Genomic DNA, 22425 nt, shown 5'->3' with positions numbered 1-22425 from the left:
GCTCAGACCTCGAGCAGCTCGGCCTCCTTGTTCTTGAGCATCTCGTCGATGGCGTCGGTGTGCTTCTTGGTGATGCCGTCGAGCCGCTTCTCGGCGCCGGTGACGTCGTCCTTGCCGACCTCGCCGTCCTTCTCGATCTTCTCCAGGCCCTGCTTGGCCGTACGCCGCAGGTTGCGCACGGCGACACGGCCGTCCTCGGCCTTGGCCCGGGCGACCTTGATGTACTCCTTGCGGCGCTCCTCGGTGAGCTCCGGGAAGTTGCAGCGCAGCACCTTGCCGTCGTTGGAGGGGTTCACGCCGAGGTCGGAGTCGCGGATGGCCCGCTCGATGTTGCCCATCGCGCCCACGTCGTAGGGCTGGATCAGGATGATCCGGGCCTCGGGGGCGGTGAACGACGCGAGCTGCTGGAGCGGGGTCGGCGAGCCGTAGTAGTCGACGACGATCTTGCTGAACATGCTCGGCTGGGCCCGGCCCGCCCGGATCGCCGAGAACTCCTCACGGGTCGCGTCGACCGACTTGTCCATCTTGCCGTCGGCCTCGTTGAGGATGTTGTTGATCGTCACCGCTGCTCCTTCGTTGTCCTGTGCCCTCAGCCTGCGCTGACGAGCGTGCCGATCTTCTCACCCTGGACCACGCGCAGGATGTTGCCCTCGGGCTCCATGCCGAAGACGACCATCGGCAGCTTGTTCTCGCCGCAGAGGGCGAACGCGGTCTGGTCCATGATCCGCAGGCCGCGGGCCATCGCCTCGGCGTACGTCAGCTCGTCGAACTTGGTGGCCGTCGGGTCGAGGTGGGGGTCGGCGGTGTAGACGCCGTCGACGCCGCTCTTGGCGACGAGCACGACGTCGCACTTGCTCTCCAGCGCGCGCTGGACGGCGACGGTGTCGGTGGAGAAGAACGGCATGCCCATGCCGGCGCCGAAGATGACGACCCGGCCCTTCTCCATGTGCCGGATCGCGCGGCGCGGGATGTAGGGCTCGGCGACCTGGCCCATCGTGATGGCGGTCTGCACGCGGGTCTCGACGCCCATCTTCTCCAGGAAGTCCTGGAGCGCCAGGCAGTTCATCACGATGCCGAGCATGCCCATGTAGTCGGCACGGACCCGGTCCATGCCGCGCTGCTGGAGCTCGGCGCCGCGGAAGAAGTTGCCGCCACCGGTCACGACCGCGATCTGGACGCCGGCCTCGGCCACGGCCGCGATCTCCTGCGCGACCTTCTGCACGACGTCGGGGTCCACGCCCACCTTGCCGCCGCCGAAGACCTCACCGGACAGCTTGAGCAGGACTCGCTTGTAACCGGTCACGGGCGGCTCCTTCTGAGGTCGGTGCGAACGTGCTGGGAGTGCGAGAAGGCCGGTCCGATGATCAGTGCTGCTGTCATCGAACCGGCCTCCTCGGCGTACGTCTGGCAGAAACCTATCCGCTTACGAGCCAACCTCGAAGCGGACGAACTTCTTCAGGGTGGTGCCGGACTCGTCCATGACGGCCTTGACGGTCTTCTTGTTCTCGGTGACCGACGGCTGCTCGAGCAGGACGACGTCCTTGAAGAACCCGTTGAGGCGGCCCTCGGTGATCTTCGCGATCGCCTGCTCGGGCTTGCCCTCCTCACGGGAGGTCTTCTCGGCGATGTCGCGCTCGTGCGCGACGATGTCAGCGGGGACCTCGTCGCGGGTGAGGTACTGCGGACGCATCGCGGCGATCTGCATCGCGGCGGCACGGGCAGCGTCGGCGTCGCCGTCGTACGCGACGAGCACGCCGACCGCCGGCGGGAGGTCGGCCGCACGCTTGTGCATGTAGGCCACGACCGCACCGTCGAAGTAGACGTACTGGCCGAGCTCGATCTTCTCGCCGATCGAGACCGCGAGGCCGTCGACGACCTCGCCGACGGTCTGGTCGCCGAGCGAGACCGCCCGGAGCGCCTCGACGTCGGCCGGCTTGGCCTCGGACGCGGCGTCCGCGATCCGCTGCGCGGCCGCGACGAAGTCCTCGCCCTTGGCCACGAAGTCGGTCTCGCACTTGAGCTCGACGAGCACGCCGGGGGCGTGCGCGACGAGACCGGCGGAGGCCTCGCGCTCGGCAGCGCGGTTGGCCGCCTTGGCGGCGCCCTTGACGCGCAGGATCTCGACGGCCTGGTCGAAGTCGCCGTCCGACTCGTCGAGCGCCTTCTTGCAGTCCATCATGCCGGCGCCGGTGAGCTCGCGGAGCTTCTTGACGTCGGCAGCGGAGAAGTTAGCCATGATCCTTCTTCCTCGAAGTATCCGAAGTGTGGTGGGTGGTGCTCAGGCCTGGGCGTCGGTCGTCTCGGCGGCGGCCTCGGCGGGCGCCTCCTCGACAGCCTCGACGGCCTCGGTCGCCTCGGCGGCCTCGGACGCGGCACCGGTCGCCTCGGCGGCCGGGGTCTCCTCCGTGGCGGCGTCGCCACCGGTGGCCTCGACGGCGGCAGCCTCGGCCTCGCCACCCAGGAGCTCCCGCTCCCACTCGGCCAGCGGCTCCTCGGCACCCACGGCCTCGGTGCCCTCGGACGCCTTGGCGCCGGAGCGAGCGATGAGGCCCTCGGCGACGGCGTCGGCGACCACGCGGGTCAGCAGGCCGACGGCGCGGATGGCGTCGTCGTTGCCCGGGATCGGGTAGTCGACCAGGTCGGGGTCGCAGTTGGAGTCCAGGATGCCGATGATCGGGATGCGCAGCTTGCGCGCCTCCTCGACGGCGAGGTGCTCCTTGTTGGTGTCGACGATCCAGACGGCGGACGGCGTACGGCTCATCTCGCGAATGCCGCCGAGGGACTTGTTCAGCTTGTCCCGCTCGCGGCGCATCTGGAGCAGCTCCTTCTTCGTGCGGCTGCTGCCGGCCACGTCGTCGAAGTCGATCTCGTCGAGCTCCTTGAGGCGGTTGATCCGCTGGTGCACGGTCTGGAAGTTGGTGAGCATGCCACCGAGCCAGCGCTGGTTGACGTAGGGCATGCCGACGCGGGTCGCCTGCTCGGCGATCGCCTCCTGGGCCTGCTTCTTCGTGCCGACGAACATCACGGTGCCGCCCTTGGCGACGACGTCCTTGATGAAGGCGTAGGAGCGGTCGATGTAGGCCAGCGACTGCTGCAGGTCGATGATGTAGATGCCGTTGCGCTCGGTCATGATGAAGCGCTTCATCTTGGGGTTCCAGCGACGGGTCTGGTGCCCGAAGTGGACGCCGCTCTCGAGAAGCTGGCGCATGGTGACGACTGCCATGTGGATCTCCTGTTGTGCGAGCCCGCACCGTTGGTGTCGGTCCTTGAACCAGGGCCGACCGGGGCGTGCTCTGTCGTTGTTTGCAGTTCGTGCCGCCGACGGGTGCCGGTGGCCCTGACGCCTGCGCGCGGCCCGACCCCCCGATCGCTCGGGAGGACTGTGGGACGCGCCCGCGGGTGATCGGGTCCTCGGAGCTCCAGGTCCCGTCGCGGTCTGCGGACGTGCGAAGTCAACCCTTGCGGGTTGCACGGACAAGAGTAGTCCACGCCCGCCGGACGGGCTAATTGCTGCGTGCGGGCCCGAAACCGTCCACAGGAGGCCCTCCGGGCACCTCGTTCCCCAGCCCCGGGTGGGGCGTTCGCCACGGTCGCGGGCCGCAGGCAGCCTCGACCCATGCGCCTGCGTCTCGCCACCCTCCTGCTGCTCCTCGTCGGTTGCTGCTGGCCGCCCCGCGCGGCCGCCGCCGACACCGACCCGGTGGGGGTCTGGCCGCTCGCGCCCGCGCCGTCGGTCGAGCGGGGCTTCGACCCCCCGGACGACCCGTGGGGTGCCGGCCACCGCGGCGTCGACCTGCTCGGACGCCCCGGCCAGCCGGTCCGCTCGGCGCTCCCGGGCCGGGTGTCGTGGGTCGGGGTGCTCGCGGGCCGCGGCGTGGTCGTGGTGGACCACGGCGGCACGCGGACGACGTACGAGCCGGTCGACGCGACGGTAACCCTCGGCCTGAGCGTGCGGGCCGGTCAGCCGATCGGCACCCTCGACCCCGTCGGCTCGCACTGCCTCCCGCTCGCCTGCCTGCACTGGGGCTGGATCGAGGGCGAGACCTACCTCGACCCGCTCCGGCTGGTGGGCGCCGGGCCGGTGCGGCTGCTCCCGCTGTGGCGCGACCTCCCGATCGGGACCACTGTCCGGCTGCCGTACGAGCGGTGGCGCTCTCCCCTCAGCCTCTGGCCCGTCATGCTCGGGGGTGCGCCTGCTGATAAGCCCGTCGCAGTCGGTCCGTGGTGACGTGCGTGTAGAGCTGGGTCGTGGCCAGGGAGGCGTGGCCGAGCAGCTCCTGCACCGAGCGCAGGTCGGCCCCGCCCTCGAGCAGGTGGGTGGCGGCGGTGTGGCGCAGCCCGTGCGGGCCGATGTCCGGCGCCCCGGGGACGTCCGCGATGCGCCGGTGGACCATGGTCCGCACCGCGCGCTGGTCGATCCGCTTGCCTCGGGCGCCCAGGAAGAGCGCGGCGCCCGACCCCTGGACGGCGAGCTGCGGGCGGCCGTGCCGGACCCAGAAGTCCACGGCCCGGGCGGCCGGCCTCCCGAAGGGGACCGTCCTCTCCTTGCGGCCCTTGCCGAAGACCCGGATCACGTTGCGCTCGCGGTCCACGTCGTCGACGTCGAGCCCGACCAGCTCCCCCACCCGGATCCCCGTCGCGTAGAGCAGCTCCAGGATCGCGATGTCGCGCAGCCCGGTGGGGCTGCCGTCGTCCGCGTGCTCCGTGGCCGAGCGGATCAGCTCGGCCGCCTCGTCGGCGCGCAGCACGGGCGGCAGCGACTTGTGAGCCTTGGGTGAGCCGAGGCTGGCCCCCACGTCCGTCGGGATCCGACCGGTGCGAGCCAGCCACGCGGTGAACACCCGCGCCGCCGTCGCCCGCCGGGCGATCGTGGTGCGCGACCGCCCCATCGTCTGCTGCTTCGCCAGCCAGCTGCGCAGCGTGCGCAGGTCGAGCTGGGTCACGTCGGTGTCACCGAGCCGCGCGGCGTGGTCGAGCAGGCTCGCGACGTCGGCGAGGTAGGCGCGCACCGTGTGCGGCGTCAGGTCGCGCTCGATGGCGAGGTGGCGCTCGTACGCCGCCAGCACGCCGGCCATCGCCTCCGGCAGCGCGTCGTCGGCCTCGACCGCGTCGACCTGCTCCGTCATCCCCCCACTCTAGGAACGCGCGCCGTCCTCAGTCGTGAGCGAGCGCGGCGAGCCGCCAGCCGTCGTCGGCCACCTCGACCATGCCGCGCAACTCCAGCTCGAGCAGTGTCGCGTGGACGGCGTCGGTGCCGAGCCCCACGACCCGGGCGACGGAGGCAGAGGTGGCGCCGCGCGCGAGAGGAACCCCGTCGAGCACCAGGCGCTGGCGATCAGTGAGGGCGTCGCGCGGGCGGTCGCGGCCGCGCGGACGCTCGAGCAGGTGCTCACCGGCAGCACCCAGCACCTCCAACACCTCGTCACCGTGGGTCACCAAGGTCGCGGCGCCGGATCGGACGAGCTGGTGGACGCCGGCGGAGGACGCGCTGGTCACCGGTCCCGGCACTCCCATCAGCGTCCGATTGAGGCGGGCGGCCCAGTTGGCGGTGTTGAGGGCGCCGCTGCGCAGCGCCGCCTCGACCACCAGGGTGCCGGCGGTGAGTGCCGAGATCAGGCGATTGCGCGCCAGGAACCGTATCCGCATCGGTGCACCGTCCGGGAACGTCTCCGAGACGACCGCACCCCCGGCGACGGCGATGTGCTCGATCAGCTCCCGGTGCGCGAGCGGGTAGACCCGGTCAGCGCCACAGGCCAGCACTGCGATCGTCGGTGCGTCCACGGCGATCGCGCCGCGATGAGCGGCCTGGTCGATCCCGTAGGCCGCGCCGGAGACGATGGGTCTGCCGGCCTGGCCGACCGTCGCGGCGACCTCGCGCGCCACGTCGTCGCCGTAGGTGGTCGCACTCCGCGACCCCACGATCGCCAAGGAACCGCCGAGCCCGTCGAGCCGTGCCGGCCCGCGCACCCAGAGTCCCAGCGGCACGCCACCGTGTGGCGCGACGGTCCCGGCGGCGGCCAGGTCGTCGAGCCCCACCGGCCACTCCTCGTCGCCGGGGACGACGAAGCGCAGACTCCGACGGGTGGCGAGCTCGAGCTCGCGCTCGGGGTCGACGTCGTCGAACCGGTGCCGCGTCCGCGGATCCTCTCGGAGCGACGCCAGCACCGTCTCGGCGCCCAGGTCGGCCACCAGGTCGAGCATCGTGGGCTTGCCCGGCTCCGTCACCCTGGCCAGCGCCACGCGGGCGAGTCGGTCGGCGTCCGGGGCGCTCACGATGCGCGTCCGAGCATCTCGAGCAACAACGGCCCACCGCCACGGAGCAGCAGGGCGACGTGGACCTCCTCGATCCCGGGGCGATCCAGACCGCGGAGATCGGCGATCGTCCAGGCGACGCGATGCACCCGGGTGCCGCCTCGCCGACTCAGATGTCCCTCGTAGACCTGGTCGTCGACCAGCAGCTGTCCCTCCGCCGGCAGCGGCCAGCGGTCGCGCAGCACCGGCCCGGGCGCATGCGCGTTCAGCCGCCAGCTCTCCCCGGCGAACCTCTCCGCCTGCCGCTCCCGGGCTCGCGTGACCCGCTCCCGGATCACCGCGGACGACTCCGGGCGGGTGAACTGGTCACCCCGGTCGGCCTTGGTCAGCGCGCGCAGGTGTCGGACGATGTCGACGCGGTCGGCCACGGGACCGGTCACCTTGAGCTGGTAGTCGCGCCGCTGCTGGGGCTTGCACCGGCAGCGGTTGCCGCCCGGATCGTTGACGTAGTCGCCACACGGACAGGGATTGCACGCCAGCACGACCATTCCCCGCGCGGGAAGCGTGACCGACTCCTCCTGGCGGGCGATCGTGACGTCGCCGCTCTCCAGGGGCTGGCGCAGTGCCTCGATGACGTCTGAGCGGAAGAGCGGGAACTCGTCGAGGAAGAGCACACCTGCGTGGGCCCTGCTCACCTCGCCGGGCCGCACCTGACCCGAACCGCCCCCGATCAGGCTGGCCTTGCTGGCGTCGTGGTGCGGCGCGGCGTAGGGCGGCTCCGCGATCATCCCGCCGCTCGGGTCCAGGATCCCGGCCAGCGAGTGGATCGCGGTGAGCTCGAGCGACTCCTCGCGGGTGAGCGCGGGCAGGATGCCCGGGATGCGCTCGGCGATGCTCGTCTTGCCCGTGCCCTTCGGGCCCGAGAGCAGGAGGTGGTGGCCGCCGGCGGCGGCGACCTCCACGGCGTACCGCACGTCGGCCAAGCCGAGCAGGTCGGACATGTCGGTCTCCTCCAGGCGATCCTCACCACGCCAGCTCAACAGCCGGGCCCCCGACATCGGCGCGACCGGAGGCGCCTCGGGGACCTCCTCCCCCCGCAGCTCGGCGACCACCTGCGCCAGGGAGCGCATCCCGAAGACCTCCATGCCGGGCACCATCGCCGCCTCGCGGGCCTGTGGCTCCGGCACGAAGACGCGCCGGATGCCGCGCTCGGCCGCCGCGAGCACCATCGGCAGCACACCGGCGACCGAGCGGAGGTTGCCGTCGAGCGTGAGCTCGCCCAGGAAGGCGGTGTGCGGGAGCCCGTCGGCCGCCACGTAGCCGTCGGCAGCCAGCACGGAGACCGCCAGCGCGAGGTCGAAGACGGTACCCCGCTTCAGCAGGTCGGCCGGCGACAGCAGGATCGTGGTCCGCTTGGTGGTGGGCCAGGGCATCCGGCTGTTGATGATCGCCATCCGGCAGCGGTCGCGCGCCTCGTTGAGGGTGGCGTCGGGGCGACCGACGAGGGTCAGTCCCGGCTGACCGGGCGACACGTCGGTCTGCACGTCGATGAGATGCCCGACCGCCCCGTGCAGCGAGACCGCCCGGGTCGTCGCGACCGGCATCAGCCGATCCCTTGCACGTGATCCACCACCGACCGGCCGCGCCGAGGTCGCAGCACCGCCACCAGGTCGACCCGGACGTCGGGCACTGCCAGGCCGTGCTCGGCCTGCCAGGCCATGGCCAGGCGTCGCAGCCGGTCGAGCTTGGCGTCGGTGATCGCCTCGTGCGGCGTGCCGTAGTCGACGCTCGTGCGGGTCTTCACCTCGCAGACGACCAGCACCGGGCCGTCGCGCAGCACGAGGTCGATCTCACCCGCCTCGCACCGCCAGTTGCGGTCGAGCAGCACCAGCCCCTGCTCCACCAGGTGGCGCGCCGCCACCGACTCGCCGTACGCGCCGAGCGCCTGCTTCACCGTCGCCGAACTCGTCATCCCGAGACCTCCTGACCGCCAGCGTCGCGGTCGGCGGGGACGTTCGGGAGGGCGCGGTACGGCGCCTGTGGATCACCCGGTCGGACGGGCTCCTGTGGACGGGAAGTGGCTCAGCTCTTGGGGAGGTCGATCTCCGTCGGGCTGAGCTCCTCGACGTTGACGTCCTTGAAGGTCAGCACCTTGACGTTCTTGGCGAAGCGGGCGGGACGGTACATGTCCCACACCCACGCGTCGCTCATCGACACCTCGAAGAACACGTCGCCGGCCTCGGTGCGCGCCTTCACGTCCACCTGGTTGCACAGGTAGAAGCGGCGGTCGGTCTCGACGACGTACTTGAAGATGCCGACGACGTCCCGGTACTCGCGATAGAGCGTCAGCTCCATCTCGGTCTCGTACTTCTCGAGGTCCTCGGCGCTCACGACAGCGACTCTATCGCCGTCTCCGCGAGCGGACCTGGCTCCAGGCCGGCGGCACGCCGGACGTTCACGAACCGCATCCGGTGCACCGGTGACGGACCGTGCTCGGCGAGCGCGGCGCTGTGGACGTCGGTGATGTAGCCCTTGTGCGTCTTGAAGTCGTACGCCGGCCAGTCGGCGTCCAGGTCGGTCATGATCCGGTCGCGGGTGACCTTCGCGAGCACCGACGCAGCGGAGATGCAGGCCGCGACGCGGTCGCCCTTCCAGACCGCGAGCCCGGGCACGCCGAGGCCGTCGACGGGGAACCCGTCGGTCAGCACGTACGCCGGCGGCAGGTCCAGCAGCGCCACCGCCCGCCGCAGCGCCTCGATGTTGGCCACGTGCATGCCGAGCCGGTCGCACTCCTCGTGCGAGATCGACACGACGGACCACGCGACCGCGCGCTTGACGATCTGCGCGTAGCAGCGCTCCCGGGCCTTCTCGGTGAGCAGCTTGGAGTCGGCCAGCCCCGGGATGATGCCCGCCTTGCCCGGCGGCAGGATCGCCGCGCCCGCGACCAGCGGACCGGCGCACGCGCCGCGGCCGGCCTCGTCCACGCCGGCGATCGGCTCGATGCCGTGCCGCCGCAGGGCACGCTCGTAGCCGTACAGGCCGGCATCCCTCCGGACCGTGGAACCGCGTGGCAGGGCGCTCAACGGTGGACCTCAGCCAGCGTCGGGGACGTCCGCGAAGGTGTCGGGACGGTGGATGACCTTGAACCGGTCGCTCGGCCAGAGGAGCACGAAGACCTTGCCGACGACGTCGTCCACGTCGACGTACGGGTTCTTGGTGCAGTCGGTCGCCTTGGGCTGGCACATGTGGAACGACGAGTCCGCGGAGTTGTTGCGGTTGTCGCCCATCACGAAGATCTGGCCCTTCGGGACCGGACCGGCCTCCCAGTTGCCGTTGCAGTTGGTGACCATCGGGCCGTAGCAGGTCGCGCCGCCGAGGCGGGCGTACTCCTTCTCGTTCAACGGCTGGCCGTTGACCGAGATCCGGCCCTGGTCGTCGCAGCACTTGATGACGTCGCCCTCGACGCCGATCACGCGCTTCACCAGGTGACCGCCGGAGGGGTAGAGACCGACCTTCGACAGGGTCTTGGCCACGACGCCGGTCGGGCCGGCGGCCTCCTCGCCGCTGAGCCAGTCGCCCGGGTCCTTGAACACGACGATGTCGCCGCGCTCGGGACCGTCGAACCAGTACGACGGCTTCTCGACCAGGATCCGGTCGTTCTTGACCAGGCCCGGCTCCATCGACTCCGACGGGATGTAGAAGGCCTGCACGAACAGCGCCTTGATCACGATCGCCAGCACCAGCGCGATGCCGAGCAGCAGGATCGTCTCCTGCCAGACCGGGAGGTGCTTCTTGTCCTTCTTGCCCGGCTTCGCGGGCTCGGACGCCGGTGCGTCGGCCGTGGGTTCGTCGGTGGTGCTCATGCCCTCGCCATCATCGTGATCAGCGTCCCTGTGAACTGGTCCGTCGGAAGCCACGCCCCAGAGTAGACGCACGGCCCAGACACACGAAGACCGCGACCCCGGTGTCGGGATCGCGGTCTTCGCAGAGGTACGGCGGGGCTCAGGCCTCGCGGCGCTCCTTGATCTTCGCCTTCTTGCCGCGCAGGTTGCGCAGGTAGTAGAGCTTGGCGCGGCGCACGTCACCGCGGGTCACGACCTCGATCTGCTCGAAGATCGGGGAGTTCAGCGGGAAGGTGCGCTCGACACCGACGCCGAAGGAGACCTTGCGGACGGTGAAGGTGCGGCCGACGCCCGAGCCGTGGATGCGGATCACGACGCCCTGGAAGACCTGGATGCGGGAGCGGTTGCCCTCGACGACCTTCACGTGCACCTTGACGGTGTCACCGGCCCGGAATTCGGGGAGGTCGGAGCGCTTGATCGAGTTGCCGAGTTCGGCGATGACGTTCGTCATGGTGGTGTCTCTCCTCGCAGATGTCACAGGTCAGCCGCGGTACGGGGATCATGGTGATCTGGTGCAGTTGTAGGTCCAGCCACGCTGGCCGGCGGCGCCGAACTCCCCCTGTGACAGGAGCCGGAGCGGAACCCCCTCGGAGACGTCCTCGGGGCGATCCCTGTTTGACCGGGTGGACCGAGGAGCAAGTCTGCCACAGGGGTGTCAGCGCGGACCAATCCGCTTGGTCATGCGTACGGCGCCCGGGAACGGCTCGCCGGGCTGCAGGCGGTAGCCCGCCTTCTTGTAGATGCGCTGGTTGCGGAGGCTGCCCGCACCGGTGAAGAGCGCGTACGTCGTGGCCGTGCTGGGCACCAGCGCCTCGATCCGCTCCAGCAGGGTGCGGCCGAGGCCGCGGCCGGCGAGATCGGGAGCGACCATCAGGCGCCCGATCTCCCACTCGTCGCCGTCGAGCGAGGCCCGCACCGCGCCGACGAGCCGGCCGGCCGTGCGCGCGACCAGCACGGTGTCGCGGGCGAGCCAGGCGCGCAGGTCGTCGTAGGTCTCGTGCAGCGCGGGGATGCGCACCCCCGGGTTGTCGTGCTGCTCGGCGACCCAGCACGCGAGCTGGAGCACGTAGAGCTCTCCCGCGTCGGCGGGCTCGGCCGCGCGGATCGCTACGTCCTCGAGGAGCACGGAGCCGTGGGCGAGGTCGGGTCGCCGCTCCGCCGTACGCCGGAGCGCCTGGTCGCGCCGCCAGGCCGCGATCGCGCCGTGGTCACCCGAGAGCAGCACCGGCGGCACCTCGCGCTCGCGCCAGGTCGCGGGCTTGGTGAAGACGGGGTACTCCAGGAGCCCCGCCCCAGATCCGGACAGGGCGTGGGACTCCTCCACGAGCGACTCGGCGTTGCCCATGAAGCCCGGCACCAGCCGGACGACGGCCTCGGTGATCGCCAGCGCGGCCACCTCTCCCCCGTTGAGCACGTAGTCGCCGAGCGAGATCTCGCGGACCTCGGCCCTCGTCGCGACCTCGTCGAGCACCCGCTGGTCGATGCCCTCGTAGCGGCCGCACGCGAAGACGATCCGTTCCGCGGACGCCAGCTCGCGCGCGACGGCCTGGGTGAAGGGCTGCCCGGACGGCGTCGTGAACACGACGGTCGCCGGGCCGTCTGCGAGCAGCGCATCGAACGCCTCCCCCCACGGCTCCGGCTTCATCACCATGCCGGCGCCGCCGCCGTACGGCGTGTCGTCGACGGTCCGGTGCCGGTCGGTCGTCCAGTCGCGCAGGTCGTGCACGCGGACGTCGATCAGCCCCTTGTCGCGCGCCTTGCCCGCCAGCGAGAGCTCGAGCGGGGCGAGGTAGTCGGGGAAGATCGTGACGACGTCGATCCGCACGGCTCAGTCGTCCTCGGGAAGCGGCGCGACCAGGCCGGGGCGGTCGGCAACGACGACGCGGCCCCCGGCGACGTCGACCTCGGGCACGAGCGCCTTCACGAACGGCACCAGGGTGTCGCGGCGGTCCGGAGTCCGGATCGCCAGCAGGTCCTGGGCCCCGCCGTGGACCAGGCCGGTGACCTCACCGAGGAGGGTGCCCTCGAGGTCGTACGCCGTGAGGCCGACCAGCTGGTGGTCGTAGAACTCGTCGGGGTCCTCGGGCGACTCGTCGGCCGGGATGGAGGCGTGCAGCAGGATCCCGCGCGCCGCCTCGGCGGCGGTGCGGTCCGGGATCTCCTCGAACCGGACCAGCAGCGTCGAGGAGTGCCAGCGCGACCCGGCTACCGTGACGGTCCGCAGCGTGTTGGCCGATCCCGTCGGGGCCTCGACGTCGAGCACGGAGCCGGGCGCGAAGCGCCGCTCGGGCTCGTCGGTGCGGACGTTGATGGTCACGTCGCCGCGCAGGCCGTGGGCCTTGCCGATCCGGCCCACGACGACGTCGATGCTCTCCACGCGTTCCCTTCCCAGGTTGAAATGCCGAACGGGTGTCGCCCCGGAGGGCGACACCCATTCAAGCGGTTCGTACGACGACCTACCGACGACGGTCCACGTCGACGAAGTCGATCCGGGCCCCGCCCCGTCCCGCCAGGGCGGAGATGACGGTGCGGAACGCCGACGCGGTGCGCCCGCCACGCCCGATGACCTTGCCCAGGTCGTCGGGGTGCACGCGCACCTCGAGGATCGAGCCGCGACGCAGCTGCTTGTCGCGCACGACCACGTCGTCGGGGTGTTCGACGACACCACGCACCAGGTGCTCGAGCGCCTCGGCGAGCATGGCGGTCAGGACTCGGTCTTCTCGGCGTCGGCCTCGGTGGCCTCAGCAGCAGGAGCCTCGGCAGCCGGGGTCTCCTCGGCCGGGGTCTCCTCGGCGGCGGGGGTCTCCTCGGCCGGCTTCTCCTCGGCCTTCTTCTTCGGGGCCTTCTTGGTCACCGCGTCGCCCTTGGGCGCGCTGGCGGCATCCTTGAGGGCCTCGTTGAAGAGGTCCAGCTTGCTGGGCTTGGCCTCGGCGACCTTGAGGGTGCCCTCGGTGCCGGACATGCCCTTGAACTTCTGCCAGTCACCGGTGATCGTCAGGATCTTCGCGACGGCGTCCGACGGCTGCGCGCCGACGCCGAGCCAGTACTGCGCCCGCTCGGAGACGACGTCGATGTACGACGGATCCTCCTTGGGGTGGTACTTGCCGATCTCCTCGATGACCTTGCCGTCGCGCTTCTTGCGGGAGTCGACGACGACGATGCGGTACTGCGGCACCCGGACCTTGCCCAGGCGCTTCAAACGGATCTTGACGGCCACGGTTGTGGTGTCTCCTCAGAGTTTCGTGTGTGGGTGAGGTGTCCGGGAGCCGGGTGGGGAAAGCACCAGGCCGGGACCTCGATGGGCTCTGCGACGTCCGGGTGAGAGGGTCCGGTCGCGCAGGACTCAGCCGCCAAGTCTGCCAGACGCCGCGGCCGAGGAGAAAATCGGGCAGAGTCGTGGCCATGAGCCAGCCGCCGCCGTCGTACCCGGTGCCGTCGGGCTACCCGCCCGGGCACCCCCCGATCCCCCAGAAGTATCGCCCGAGCGCGTGGTGGTTCGTGCTCGGGGGCGGCCTGATCGTCGTGGCGATCGCCGCCGGCGTCGGGCTCTTCATCTGGACGCTCGCGGCGTTCTTCCAGACCGACGCGACGGTCCCGGCGAACGGTTCCGCCCACCAAGTCACGGTCGACACCGGCGGCGAGCGGATGCTGTGGCGTCACAGCGACGTCTTCGACCCCGGCTGCACGGTCGCGGACGCCGCGACGGGCACCGAGGTCGAGCTGCACCCGGTCACCAGCCAGCTCACCAAGGACACCGGCGACGGCGAGTGGACCGCGGCGTACCGCTTCGACCCGGGCTCCGGGCGGCTCGACATCACCTGCACGACCGGTGGCGAGGTCCAGATCGGGCCGGCGCCGAGCATCGCGGGGTTCGTCGGCGGCATCATCGCCACGATCGCCGTCCCCACCCTGCTCGGGCTCTTCGGCCTCGCGACGCTGATCGTCACCGGGATCATGTGGGCGGGGCGGCCCGCCCGGCCGAAGGGCTGACCCCACAACCAACGACCTGCCCGCGGCGTCCCACGGGCATGACCCCCTCCCAACGGCTGCCGTGGCTGCGACCCGCGGCGGTCCTGGCGCACCGGACCCGCCGGCGGGCCAGCTGGCTGCTGAGCGGTCCCGTCCACGGCACCGCCTGGGCGTCGTACCGCTCCCCCGACGACCTCCCGGTGCGGCTCCAGCGGCACGGCTCGCTTCTGCTGCGTGAGCTGACAGGTGCCGACATGGTGCTCCAGCACAACAAGGTCGTGAACCTCCGGCTCGCCTCCGCGCGCGTCGACCGACTGGTGCTCCGGCCGGGCGAGACGTTCTCCTTCAACAAGGTGGTCGGCAACTGCACGCGCCGCAAGGGCTACATCGAGGGCATGCGGCTCTCGGACGGCGCCCCGGTGCCGGGCGTCGGTGGCGGCGTCTGCCAGCTCGCGAACCTGCTGCACTGGATGGTGCTGCACTCCCCGCTGACCGTGCTCGAGCGCTCCGAGCACAGCTTCGACCCGTTCCCGGACAACGGCCGGGTGCTGCCCTGGGGCGTCGGCTGCTCGATCGCCTACAACTACGTCGACCTCGTGGTCCGCAACGACACCGCGACGACGTTCCAGCTGCGGACCTGGGTCGGCGAGCGACACCTGCGCGGCGAGCTCCGCGCCGACCGGGAGCTCCCCGTGTCGTACTCGATCGAGGCTCGTGACGAGCGGTTCGACCGAGGTGACGACGGGCTGGTGCGCCGGAGCAACGAGATCTGGCGGACCACCACGGACCGGCGTACCGGAGAGGTCGTCGGCACCGAGCTGGTACGCCGCAACCGGGCGGTCGTGAAGTACCCGGTGGGCGTGTCGCGAGCCTGACAGAACGCGCTCGGGCTGTGATACTCCGTCGAGTGTCTGAAGCACCCGGGGGCTCCGTCGGTCCGATCGCGCTCGTCGTCGAGGACGACGAGGACACGACCGCGCTGCTCGAGGTGGTGCTGACCCAGGCCGGCTTCTCGGTCCTCACCGCCGACAACGGCGCCGACGGCATCGCGCTGGCGCGCGAGCACCGGCCGGCGCTGGCGACCATCGACGTGACGATGCCGGAGATGGACGGCCTCGAGGCCACCCGCCGGATCCGCGAGTTCAGCTCGACGTACATCGTCATCATCAGCAGCCGCTCCCAGGAGTCCGACATCCTCGCCGGCTTCGACGCCGGCGCCGACGACTACGTGCCCAAGCCGATCCGGCCGGTCGAGCTGCGCGCCCGCCTCGCCGCGGTGGCGCGCCGGCCCACGGGCGAGATCGTGGACGGCCCCGCCGCCGTGCCCGCCGGCTGGCAGGCGGCCGACGAGGACGCCGCCCGCTCGGAGTTCCTGCGACAGGTCGTCGCCGGTCAGCCGCTCGAGGAGCTCGGCGGCGACGAGGAGGGCGAGGAGGAGGACTCGGGCAAGGACGGCCGCGAGGGCATGCTCGAGATCGGCATGCGCTTCGTCGGCGGCTGGATCGAGTTCCGCGGCCTGCGGATCAACCCCGCGCGCGGCATCGTCGTCGTCGACGACCGCCTCGTCGACCTGCCGCCCGAGCAGGTCGAGCTGCTCGAGGTGCTCATGTACGCCGGCAGCCGGACGCTCAGCGCCCGCCAGCTCGCGCTGCGGGTGCGCCACCAGACCGAGGAGACCGCGACCACCACGCACCGCCAGGACGAGCGCTGGATCGACGCACTGATGACGGGCCTGCGCTTCCAGGTCAAGGACGACGGCCCGACTCCGCGGTGGTTCGAGGTGCTCCCTCGGGCCAAGTACCGCTTGGTGAAGCCGACGTCAGACGACGCGCCCGCGGAGCACGACGCAGGCGGGGCGCAGCAGGACTGACAGGTCGGCCAGCGGATCGGCGTCGTAGACGACGAAGTCGGCCGGCGCGCCCTCGGCGAGGTCGGCGTTCCACCCGAGCCACTCCCGCGCGCGCCACGAGGCGGCGCCGAGTGCGTACTCCCGCGGCAGGCCCATCGCCGCCAGCCCGATCACCTCGCCGGCGAGGTTGCCGTGCCGGCTCACCCCGCCGTTGTCGGAGCCCGCGTAGAGCGGCACGCCTGCGTCGTACGCCGCCATCAGCGTGGCGCGTCGGTGCACGAAGAGGTCGGTCATCGTGCGCGAGTACGCCGGGAACCGCTCGCGGCCGGACCATGCGTACTCCGGGAACTTCTCCGTCTGCATCACCGTCGGCACCAGCGCCACCTGACGCTCGGCCATCAGCTCGAGGTGCTCCTCGGCGAGCCCGGTGCCGTGCTCGATGCAGTCGATGCCCGCGTCGAGGAGCCCGGTCAGGACGTCGCGGCCGAAGCAGTGCGCCGTGACCTTCGCTCCGTGCTCGTGCGCCGTCGCGATCGCGGCCGCGAAGTCCGCCGCCGGGAAGGACGGCGTCAGGTCGCCGTCGTCACGCGAGATCCAGTCGCCGACGAGCTTGACCCAGCCGTCGCCGCGCTGGGCCTCGCGGGCGACCGCCGCCGACAGGTCGGCGGGCTCCACCTCGTCGGCGTAGTTGCGCAGGTAGCGCTTGGTGCGCGCGATGTGGCGCCCGGCCCGGATCAGCCGCGGCAGGTCCTCACGTTCCTGCACCCAGCGGGTGTCGACGGGCGAGCCGCAGTCGCGGATCAGCAGGGTGCCGCCGTCGCGGTCCTCGATCGCCTGCTGCTCGGTCTCCTCGTCGCTGATCGCGCCGTGCTCACCGAGCCCGAGGTGGCAGTGCGCGTCGACCAGCCCGGGCACGATCCAGCCGTCGACGGCGCGCTCGGCGCCGGCGACCGGCTCGTAGGTGACGGTGTCCCCGACGACGAACAGCTCACGCCGTTCGCCGTCGGGGAGCACCGGACCGGAGAACTTCAGCACGGGAGCAGCCATGCTCCCGGACGCTACCGCGCTAGCGCGTGCTCAGGCCGAACCCGTAGCGGTAGAGCGGGTTGTACTGCTTGTCGCCGACGTTGATCGGCTCCTGGGCGACCGTGCGCGGCCAGGTCACCGGCAGCTTGCCGATGAAGGGGCTGCGCCCGTAGAGCACATCGGCGACGCCGCCGCCCTCGCTGCCCGGCAGCCACGACGCGACCAGCGCGTCGGTCTGGGTGAGCAGCGCCGGCGGGATGATCATCGGCCGGCCCGAGACGACCAGCACCGTGCACGACACGGTCCGGGCGCAGACGGTGCGGACCGCCTGCTTGTCGGCCTTGCTCAGCTCCATCGTCTGCTTCTGACGGGGCTGGCCGGCGTCGCCCGGGTCGTAGGCCCACTGCGGGCCGCCGACGTCGCCGAAGCCCTCGGCGTACGGCGTCTCGCCGACGACCACGACCCCGACCGCCTTGCGGGGGACCCGCTTGCTGGCGTCGACGCTGTAGACGACGTCGCCCTTGGCGGCCTTCTCGATCCCGTCGAGGATGGTCTGGCCCGGGACGACGTTGGTCGAGCCGCCCTGCCAGGTGAGCGTCCAGCCGCCGGCCTGGTTGCCGATGTTGTCGGCGTTGCTGCCGGCGACGTACACCGTGTCCTTGGCCTTGAGCGGGAGGGTGCGCTGCTTGTTGCGCAGCAGCACCTGGCTCTCGGCGACGGCACGCCGGGCGACCGCACGGTGCGCCTTGCTGCCGATGTCGCCGATGTGGGTGCGGTCGGTGAGCGGGTGCTCGAAGAGGCCGAGGTCGAACTTGGCCTTCAGGATCCGCGAGACCGCGTCGTCGATGCGGGCCATCGGGACCTCGCCGTCGCCGACCAGGTCGGTGAGCGTCGGGATGAACTCGTCCCAGCCGGTCGGGTTGTTGGGCGCCTGGATCGGCTCCATGTACATGTCGATGCCGGCCAGCACCGCCGCCTTCACCTGGGCGCGGTAGTCGCCCGGCAGCTGCCGGATGCCCCGCCAGTCGGTGATGACGAAGCCCTTGAACTTCTGCTGGTTCTTCAGCCAGCCGGTGATGAGCTGCTTGTTGCCGTGCATCTTGACCGCGTCGGCGGTGGACCCGCCGTTGAAGTCCGTGCTCGAGAAGGACGGCATCACCGAGCCGACGTGGTGCTTCTTGATCGCGGGGACGTACGGCGACAGCGCGAGCTTGTCGAACTCCTTGCGGGTGACGCGGTCGATGCCCTGGTCGATCGGGTAGGCGCCGGTGCCGGCAGCGGACTCGTCGTACGACGTGAGGCCGTCGCCGGCGAAGTGCTTGGCGGTCGCGAGGACCCGGTCGGCGTGGTCGAGCTGGCCGGGCTTGCCCTGGAGGCCGTCGATCGAGGTCTCCATCGACTTCACGAGCCGCGGGGTCTCGCCGTAGCTCTCGTAGGTGCGGCCCCAGCGGTCGTCGCGGGCCACGCAGACGCAGGGCGCGAAGGCCCACTGCGGGCCGGACGCGCGGGTCTCCTCGGCGGTGATGTGGCCGATCTTCTCCACCAGCTTCGGGTCGCGGGTCGCGCCCAGGCCGATGTTGTGCGGGAAGACGGTGGCGCCGAGGAGGTTGCCGTGGCCGTGCACGGAGTCGACGCCGTAGATGAGCGGGATGCCGAGCCGGGTGTCGAGCGCTGCCCGCTGGTAGCGGTCGACCATGTCGGCCCAGGCCTCGGGCGTGTTCGACGCGGGGACGGATCCGCCGCCCGAGAGCACGCTGCCGAGCGCGTTCGTCGTGATGAGCGACGGGTCGGCGTCGACGTCGATGCGCTCCGCCTGGGTCATCTGGCCGATCTTCTCCGCCAGCGTCATCCGGCCGAGCAGGTCGCTGACGCGCTGGGCGGTCGGGAGGGTCGGGTCCTGGTAGGGCAGCGGGTCGTCGCCGGCTGCTGGTGACGAGGGTTGCAGGAGCGCGACGGCGAGGGCGCCGCCCGCGAGAACGGCGAGCACCGATGCGCGCCGCCGTGAAGAGGGGTGGGTGGACAATGCCTTCTCCTTGCCGAGATCAAGGGTGGGGTGACGTCCGTCACGCTAGGAACCGGATACGTCCGGGTCAATGCGTAAAGATCGGGTTCCGTCGTCTTGTTTGTCCATCTTCCGGATGAATGGTCCTAGGCTGCCCTCCATGGCCACCACCGGAGCGCTGGAACGGCTGCGCGAGGCCAACCGGCGCGCGATCACCGGACTCCTGGCCGGCGACGGACCGATGAGCCGGGCCGACCTGGCCCGCGGCACCGGTCTCTCGCGGACCACCATCTCGAGCCTGGTCAGCGACCTGATCGCCGGTGGTGAGGTCGTCGAGACGGCCGACCGCGGCCGGCCGCACAAGGGTGGCAGTGGCCGCCCGCCGCTCCTCGTCGCGCTCAGCACGCCGCGCGGCGTGGTCGCCGGCGTCGACATCGGGCACGGGCACGTGCGGGTCGCCGTCGCGGACCGCGGCGGCGTGGTGCTCACCGAGGAGACCGACCTGCTCGACGTCGACGAGCACGGCGTCGACGCGCTCGACCGGGCCGCGCGGATGGTCCGCGACGGGCTCGTCGCCGCCGGGGTCGGCCGCGATGACCTGCACGGCGTCGGGATGTGCGTCCCGGCACCGCTCGACCGACGATCGGCGCGGATCCGTACCGGGATCATGCCGGGCTGGCGGCACCTCTCCCCCGGCGACGAGCTGCACCGACGCCTCGACGTCCCCGTCTTCGCCGACAACGACGCCAACCTCGGCGCGCTCGCCGAGCTCGGCCACGGCGCCGCCCGCGGGATGACCGACGTCCTGTACGTCAAGGTCGCCAGCGGCCTCGGCGCGGGCATCGTGCTCGGCGGGCGACTGCACCGCGGCGCGACCGGGATCGCCGGCGAGATCGGCCACGTCCAGGTCGGCGAGGACGGGCAGGTCTGCCGCTGCGGCAACCGCGGCTGCCTCGAGACCGTGGTCTCGGCGCCCCGCCTGCTGGCGCTGCTGCAGCCGGCGTACGACGAGGAGCTGTCGATCGAGAGCATCCTCGACCTCGACGCGCACGACGACGCCGGCGTACGCCGGGTGCTGAGCGACGCGGGGCTCTCCGTGGGCCGCGCGCTCGCCGACCTGTGCAACAGCCTCAACCCCGAGGCGATCCTGCTCGGCGGCTCCCTCGGGACCTCGCCGTCGCTGGCCCTGGGCGTGCGCGCCGCCGTGGACCGCTACGCCCAGCCCGACACCGCCGCCGCCGTGCGGGTGGTCGCCGGCCAGCTCGGCGACCGGTCCGAGGTGGTCGGCGCCGTGTCGCTGGCGATCGCGCGGGTGGCGGCCTGAGATCGGCCTAGAGCTGGTCGAGCAGCCAGGACGGGCTGAGCGCCTGGGCGCCGACTCCCCCGACCCGGGCCTGCAGGAACCGGTCGGCCGTCACGACCACGACCCGGTCGCCGCGCTCGGCCGCCCGTTGCGCCTCGGCGACGATCGTGTCGTCGCCGGCGCCCTTCGCGTGCACGGTCCGGACGTGCCCGTCCCGGCCCACCTTGACCCCGCCCTTGGCCTGACCCTCGAGCACCAGCACCACCTCGTCGTACGGCGTGTCCGCGACCAGCAGCGCCTCGTGCAGCCGACGAGCGGCGCCGGCGCGGTCCTTCCACCAGCCGTCCGGGCGGCTGCCGACGACGTTGGCGGCGTCGACGACGAGGGTCTGCATCCGGCCTCCGGAAGAGTTTCATCGGCCGGCCGACGTTTCTCACGCTCGGACGATGAAGCTTCGTCGTCCAAGGAGGAGTTTCATCGGCCGGCCGATGAAACTCTCGCGACGGTCTACTTGAGGTACTTGGAGAAGTCCTTGGGCAGGTTGAGCGCTGCGGCGGCCTTCTCGTAGTCGACCGGCTCGTCGGAGGCGGGCGTGCCGAACGGGTTGCCCGGGTTGGCGGCCTTCTCCTTCGCGGCGGCGGCCTGCTGGGCGGCCTTCGCCGGGTTGCCGGACCGCTTCGCGCCCTTGCCCTTCTTCTGCTGCGGCTTGGTCTTCGAGCGCTTCGGACCGCCCATGCCCGGCATGCCGGGCATCCCGGGCATGCCACCGCCCTTGGCCATCGACTGCATCATCTTGCGGGCCTCGAAGAAGCGGTCGACGAGCTGGTTGACGTCGGAGACCTGCCGGCCGGAGCCCTTGGCGATGCGCGCCCGGCGCGAGCCGTCGATCATCTTCGGGTTGGCGCGCTCGGCCGGGGTCATCGACTGGATGACAGCCTGGATGCGGTCGATCTCGCGCTCGTCGAAGTTCTCGAGCTGGTCGCGGAACTGCCCCATCCCGGGCAGCATCCCCATGATCTTGGACATCGAGCCGAGCTTGCGGACCTGCTGCATCTGCTCGAGGAAGTCGTCGAGCGTGAACTCGCCGCCCTGGCCGGTCAGCTTGGCGGCGGCCTTCGCGGCCTGCTCGCTGTCGAACGCCTTCTCGGCCTGCTCGATCAGGGTCATCACGTCACCCATGTCGAGGATGCGCGAGGCCATGCGGTCGGGGTGGAAGAGGTCGAAGTCGGTCATCTTCTCGCCGTTGGAGGCGAACATGACCGGCTTGCCCGTGATCGACGCGATCGAGAGGGCGGCACCACCGCGGGCGTCACCGTCGAGCTTGGTGAGCACGACGCCGTCGTACCCGACCCCGTCGAGGAACGCCTGGGCGGTCGACACGGCGTCCTGGCCGATCATCGCGTCCACGACGAAGAGCACCTCGTCGGGCTGGACGGCGTCGCGGATGTCCGCGGCCTGCTTCATCAGCTCGGCGTCGACGCCGAGGCGACCGGCCGTGTCGACGATGACCGTGTCGTGGAGCGTGCGCTTGGCCTCCGCGACGGCGTCACGGGCGACCTGGACCGGGTTGCCCACGCCGTTGCCGGGCTCGGGGGCGAAGACGGTGACACCGACCCGCTCACCGTTGACCTGGAGCTGGTTGACGGCGTTGGGCCGCTGGAGGTCGGCCGCGACGAGCATCGGCGAGCGGCCCTGCTCCTTGAGCCACAGCGCGAGCTTGGCCGCCAGCGTCGTCTTGCCCGCACCCTGGAGGCCGGCGAGCATGATGACGGTCGGGCCGGTCTTGGCGTAGCGCAGCCGGCGGGTCTCGCCACCGAGGATGTTGACGAGCTCCTCGTTGACGATCTTGACGACCTGCTGGGCCGGGTTCAGCGCACCACTGACCTCCTCGCCGCGGGCCCGCTCCTTGACGGCCCCGACGAACTCCTTGACCACCGGGAGGGCGACGTCCGCCTCCAGCAGCGCGATGCGGATCTCGCGCGCCGTGGCGTCGATGTCGGCCTCGGAGAGGCGGCCCTTCCCACGCAGGTTCTTGAAGGTGTCGGCGAGCCGGTCGGAGAGTGTGGCGAACAAGTGGTGGTCCTACCCGTGATCTGCTGAGTGTCTGGACGGTCAGAGACTG

The 22425-nt window shown here is 71.4% G+C and carries 25 protein-coding genes and 1 pseudogene; 5 read left to right on the top strand and 21 right to left on the bottom strand.

Features of this window, described 5'->3' with window-relative positions:
- Window positions 1-2: 2 nt before the first annotated feature.
- From frr to rpsB, 4 genes are all read right to left on the bottom strand, one after another.
- Window positions 3-557 carry a ribosome recycling factor gene (gene frr, locus ACFPYL_RS09910; protein WP_379155430.1) on the bottom strand — a complete coding sequence of 185 codons (555 nt, stop codon included), beginning with the start codon at window positions 555-557 and terminating at the stop codon, window positions 3-5.
- Between the two features lie 32 nt (window positions 558-589).
- Window positions 590-1303, bottom strand: coding sequence for a UMP kinase (gene pyrH / locus ACFPYL_RS09905; protein WP_379153411.1), 714 nt, complete (start codon window positions 1301-1303; stop codon window positions 590-592).
- 120 nt (window positions 1304-1423) lie between these two features.
- The gene (gene tsf, locus ACFPYL_RS09900; protein WP_379153409.1) at window positions 1424-2236 is read right to left on the bottom strand and encodes a translation elongation factor Ts; all 813 of its coding nucleotides are present in this window, start codon (window positions 2234-2236) and stop codon (window positions 1424-1426) included.
- A gap of 42 nt (window positions 2237-2278) precedes the next feature.
- Window positions 2279-3223: a 30S ribosomal protein S2 gene (gene rpsB, locus ACFPYL_RS09895; protein WP_379153407.1), complete on the bottom strand. Its 945-nt coding sequence runs from the start codon at window positions 3221-3223 to the stop codon at window positions 2279-2281.
- 393 nt (window positions 3224-3616) lie between these two features.
- Here rpsB and ACFPYL_RS09890 point away from each other — a divergent pair, with 393 nt between their 5' ends.
- Window positions 3617-4228 carry a M23 family metallopeptidase gene (locus ACFPYL_RS09890; protein WP_379153405.1) on the top strand — a complete coding sequence of 204 codons (612 nt, stop codon included), beginning with the start codon at window positions 3617-3619 and terminating at the stop codon, window positions 4226-4228.
- Here ACFPYL_RS09890 and ACFPYL_RS09885 read toward each other — a convergent pair.
- The 13 genes and pseudogenes from ACFPYL_RS09885 to rpsP form a co-directional block, all read right to left on the bottom strand.
- Window positions 4176-5126, bottom strand: a complete 951-nt coding sequence (locus ACFPYL_RS09885) for a tyrosine recombinase XerC (RefSeq protein WP_379153403.1) — start codon at window positions 5124-5126, stop codon at window positions 4176-4178. The two genes, ACFPYL_RS09890 and ACFPYL_RS09885, sit on opposite strands and share 53 nt — an antisense overlap.
- Window positions 5127-5154: 28 nt before the next feature.
- Complete coding sequence (gene dprA / locus ACFPYL_RS09880; protein ID WP_379153401.1) at window positions 5155-6273, bottom strand: DNA-processing protein DprA; 1119 nt, start codon at window positions 6271-6273, stop codon at window positions 5155-5157.
- A complete protein-coding gene (locus ACFPYL_RS09875) occupies window positions 6270-7856 on the bottom strand; it encodes a YifB family Mg chelatase-like AAA ATPase (RefSeq protein ID WP_379153399.1) in 1587 nt (528 codons plus the stop codon). The genes dprA and ACFPYL_RS09875 overlap by 4 nt, the downstream gene beginning before the upstream one ends.
- Entirely contained in the window at window positions 7856-8224 is a 369-nt protein-coding gene (locus ACFPYL_RS09870) for a YraN family protein (protein ID WP_379153397.1), read from the bottom strand. The genes ACFPYL_RS09875 and ACFPYL_RS09870 overlap by 1 nt, the downstream gene beginning before the upstream one ends.
- A gap of 110 nt (window positions 8225-8334) precedes the next feature.
- The gene (locus ACFPYL_RS09865; RefSeq protein WP_056149176.1) at window positions 8335-8643 is read right to left on the bottom strand and encodes a DUF2469 domain-containing protein; all 309 of its coding nucleotides are present in this window, start codon (window positions 8641-8643) and stop codon (window positions 8335-8337) included.
- A complete protein-coding gene (locus tag ACFPYL_RS09860; RefSeq protein WP_379153395.1) occupies window positions 8640-9335 on the bottom strand; it encodes a ribonuclease HII in 696 nt (231 codons plus the stop codon). Before ACFPYL_RS09860 ends, ACFPYL_RS09865 begins: the two co-directional genes overlap by 4 nt.
- A gap of 9 nt (window positions 9336-9344) precedes the next feature.
- Entirely contained in the window at window positions 9345-10115 is a 771-nt protein-coding gene (lepB, locus tag ACFPYL_RS09855; RefSeq protein WP_379153393.1) for a signal peptidase I, read from the bottom strand.
- A 139-nt stretch (window positions 10116-10254) separates the two neighbouring features.
- Window positions 10255-10605, bottom strand: coding sequence for a 50S ribosomal protein L19 (gene rplS / locus ACFPYL_RS09850; RefSeq protein WP_379153391.1), 351 nt, complete (start codon window positions 10603-10605; stop codon window positions 10255-10257).
- Window positions 10606-10809: 204 nt separating this feature from the next.
- A complete protein-coding gene (locus ACFPYL_RS09845) occupies window positions 10810-11172 on the bottom strand; it encodes a GNAT family N-acetyltransferase (protein WP_379155426.1) in 363 nt (120 codons plus the stop codon).
- A gap of 120 nt (window positions 11173-11292) precedes the next feature.
- Window positions 11293-11979: pseudogene (trmD, locus tag ACFPYL_RS09840) on the bottom strand (tRNA (guanosine(37)-N1)-methyltransferase TrmD); the annotation flags it as partial.
- 3 nt (window positions 11980-11982) lie between these two features.
- Window positions 11983-12531, bottom strand: a complete 549-nt coding sequence (gene rimM, locus ACFPYL_RS09835) for a ribosome maturation factor RimM (RefSeq protein ID WP_379153389.1) — start codon at window positions 12529-12531, stop codon at window positions 11983-11985.
- 79 nt (window positions 12532-12610) lie between these two features.
- Window positions 12611-12853 (bottom strand): RNA-binding protein, encoded by a 243-nt coding sequence (locus ACFPYL_RS09830; RefSeq protein WP_056149185.1) that lies wholly within the window; start codon window positions 12851-12853, stop codon window positions 12611-12613.
- Window positions 12854-12858: 5 nt separating this feature from the next.
- Window positions 12859-13371 carry a 30S ribosomal protein S16 gene (gene rpsP, locus ACFPYL_RS09825; protein ID WP_379153387.1) on the bottom strand — a complete coding sequence of 171 codons (513 nt, stop codon included), beginning with the start codon at window positions 13369-13371 and terminating at the stop codon, window positions 12859-12861.
- Window positions 13372-13556: 185 nt separating this feature from the next.
- Between rpsP and ACFPYL_RS09820 the strand changes: the two genes are divergently transcribed.
- The 3 genes from ACFPYL_RS09820 to ACFPYL_RS09810 are packed head-to-tail and all read left to right on the top strand — an operon-like array spanning window position 13557 to window position 15993.
- On the top strand, window positions 13557-14144 hold the full coding sequence (locus ACFPYL_RS09820; protein WP_379153385.1) for a hypothetical protein: 588 nt from the start codon (window positions 13557-13559) through the stop codon (window positions 14142-14144).
- 38 nt (window positions 14145-14182) lie between these two features.
- Window positions 14183-14998: a VanW family protein gene (locus ACFPYL_RS09815; protein WP_379153383.1), complete on the top strand. Its 816-nt coding sequence runs from the start codon at window positions 14183-14185 to the stop codon at window positions 14996-14998.
- Window positions 14999-15030: 32 nt separating this feature from the next.
- Window positions 15031-15993 carry a response regulator transcription factor gene (locus ACFPYL_RS09810; RefSeq protein WP_379153381.1) on the top strand — a complete coding sequence of 321 codons (963 nt, stop codon included), beginning with the start codon at window positions 15031-15033 and terminating at the stop codon, window positions 15991-15993.
- Here the strand turns inward: ACFPYL_RS09810 and ACFPYL_RS09805 are convergent.
- Both ACFPYL_RS09805 and ACFPYL_RS09800 read right to left on the bottom strand, forming a co-directional pair.
- Window positions 15943-17019: an amidohydrolase family protein gene (locus tag ACFPYL_RS09805; protein ID WP_379153379.1), complete on the bottom strand. Its 1077-nt coding sequence runs from the start codon at window positions 17017-17019 to the stop codon at window positions 15943-15945. The genes ACFPYL_RS09810 and ACFPYL_RS09805 overlap by 51 nt on opposite strands.
- Window positions 17020-17038: 19 nt before the next feature.
- The gene (locus tag ACFPYL_RS09800; RefSeq protein WP_379153377.1) at window positions 17039-18985 is read right to left on the bottom strand and encodes a glycoside hydrolase family 3 protein; all 1947 of its coding nucleotides are present in this window, start codon (window positions 18983-18985) and stop codon (window positions 17039-17041) included.
- A gap of 175 nt (window positions 18986-19160) precedes the next feature.
- Between ACFPYL_RS09800 and ACFPYL_RS09795 the strand changes: the two genes are divergently transcribed.
- Window positions 19161-20324 (top strand): ROK family transcriptional regulator, encoded by a 1164-nt coding sequence (locus tag ACFPYL_RS09795; protein ID WP_379153375.1) that lies wholly within the window; start codon window positions 19161-19163, stop codon window positions 20322-20324.
- A gap of 7 nt (window positions 20325-20331) precedes the next feature.
- Here the strand turns inward: ACFPYL_RS09795 and ACFPYL_RS09790 are convergent, their stop codons facing one another.
- Entirely contained in the window at window positions 20332-20697 is a 366-nt protein-coding gene (locus ACFPYL_RS09790; RefSeq protein ID WP_379153373.1) for an NYN domain-containing protein, read from the bottom strand.
- A 113-nt stretch (window positions 20698-20810) separates the two neighbouring features.
- Window positions 20811-22376 carry a signal recognition particle protein gene (ffh, locus tag ACFPYL_RS09785; RefSeq protein WP_379153371.1) on the bottom strand — a complete coding sequence of 522 codons (1566 nt, stop codon included), beginning with the start codon at window positions 22374-22376 and terminating at the stop codon, window positions 20811-20813.
- Window positions 22377-22425 lie beyond the last annotated feature (49 nt).

Origin of the sequence: Nocardioides hankookensis (assembly GCF_042658885.1) — a bacterium.
Classification (GTDB): Bacteria; Actinomycetota; Actinomycetes; order Propionibacteriales; family Nocardioidaceae; genus Nocardioides; species Nocardioides hankookensis.
The sequence above is the reverse complement of the archived record's forward strand: the minus strand, read 5'-3'. Positions and strand labels throughout refer to the sequence as shown.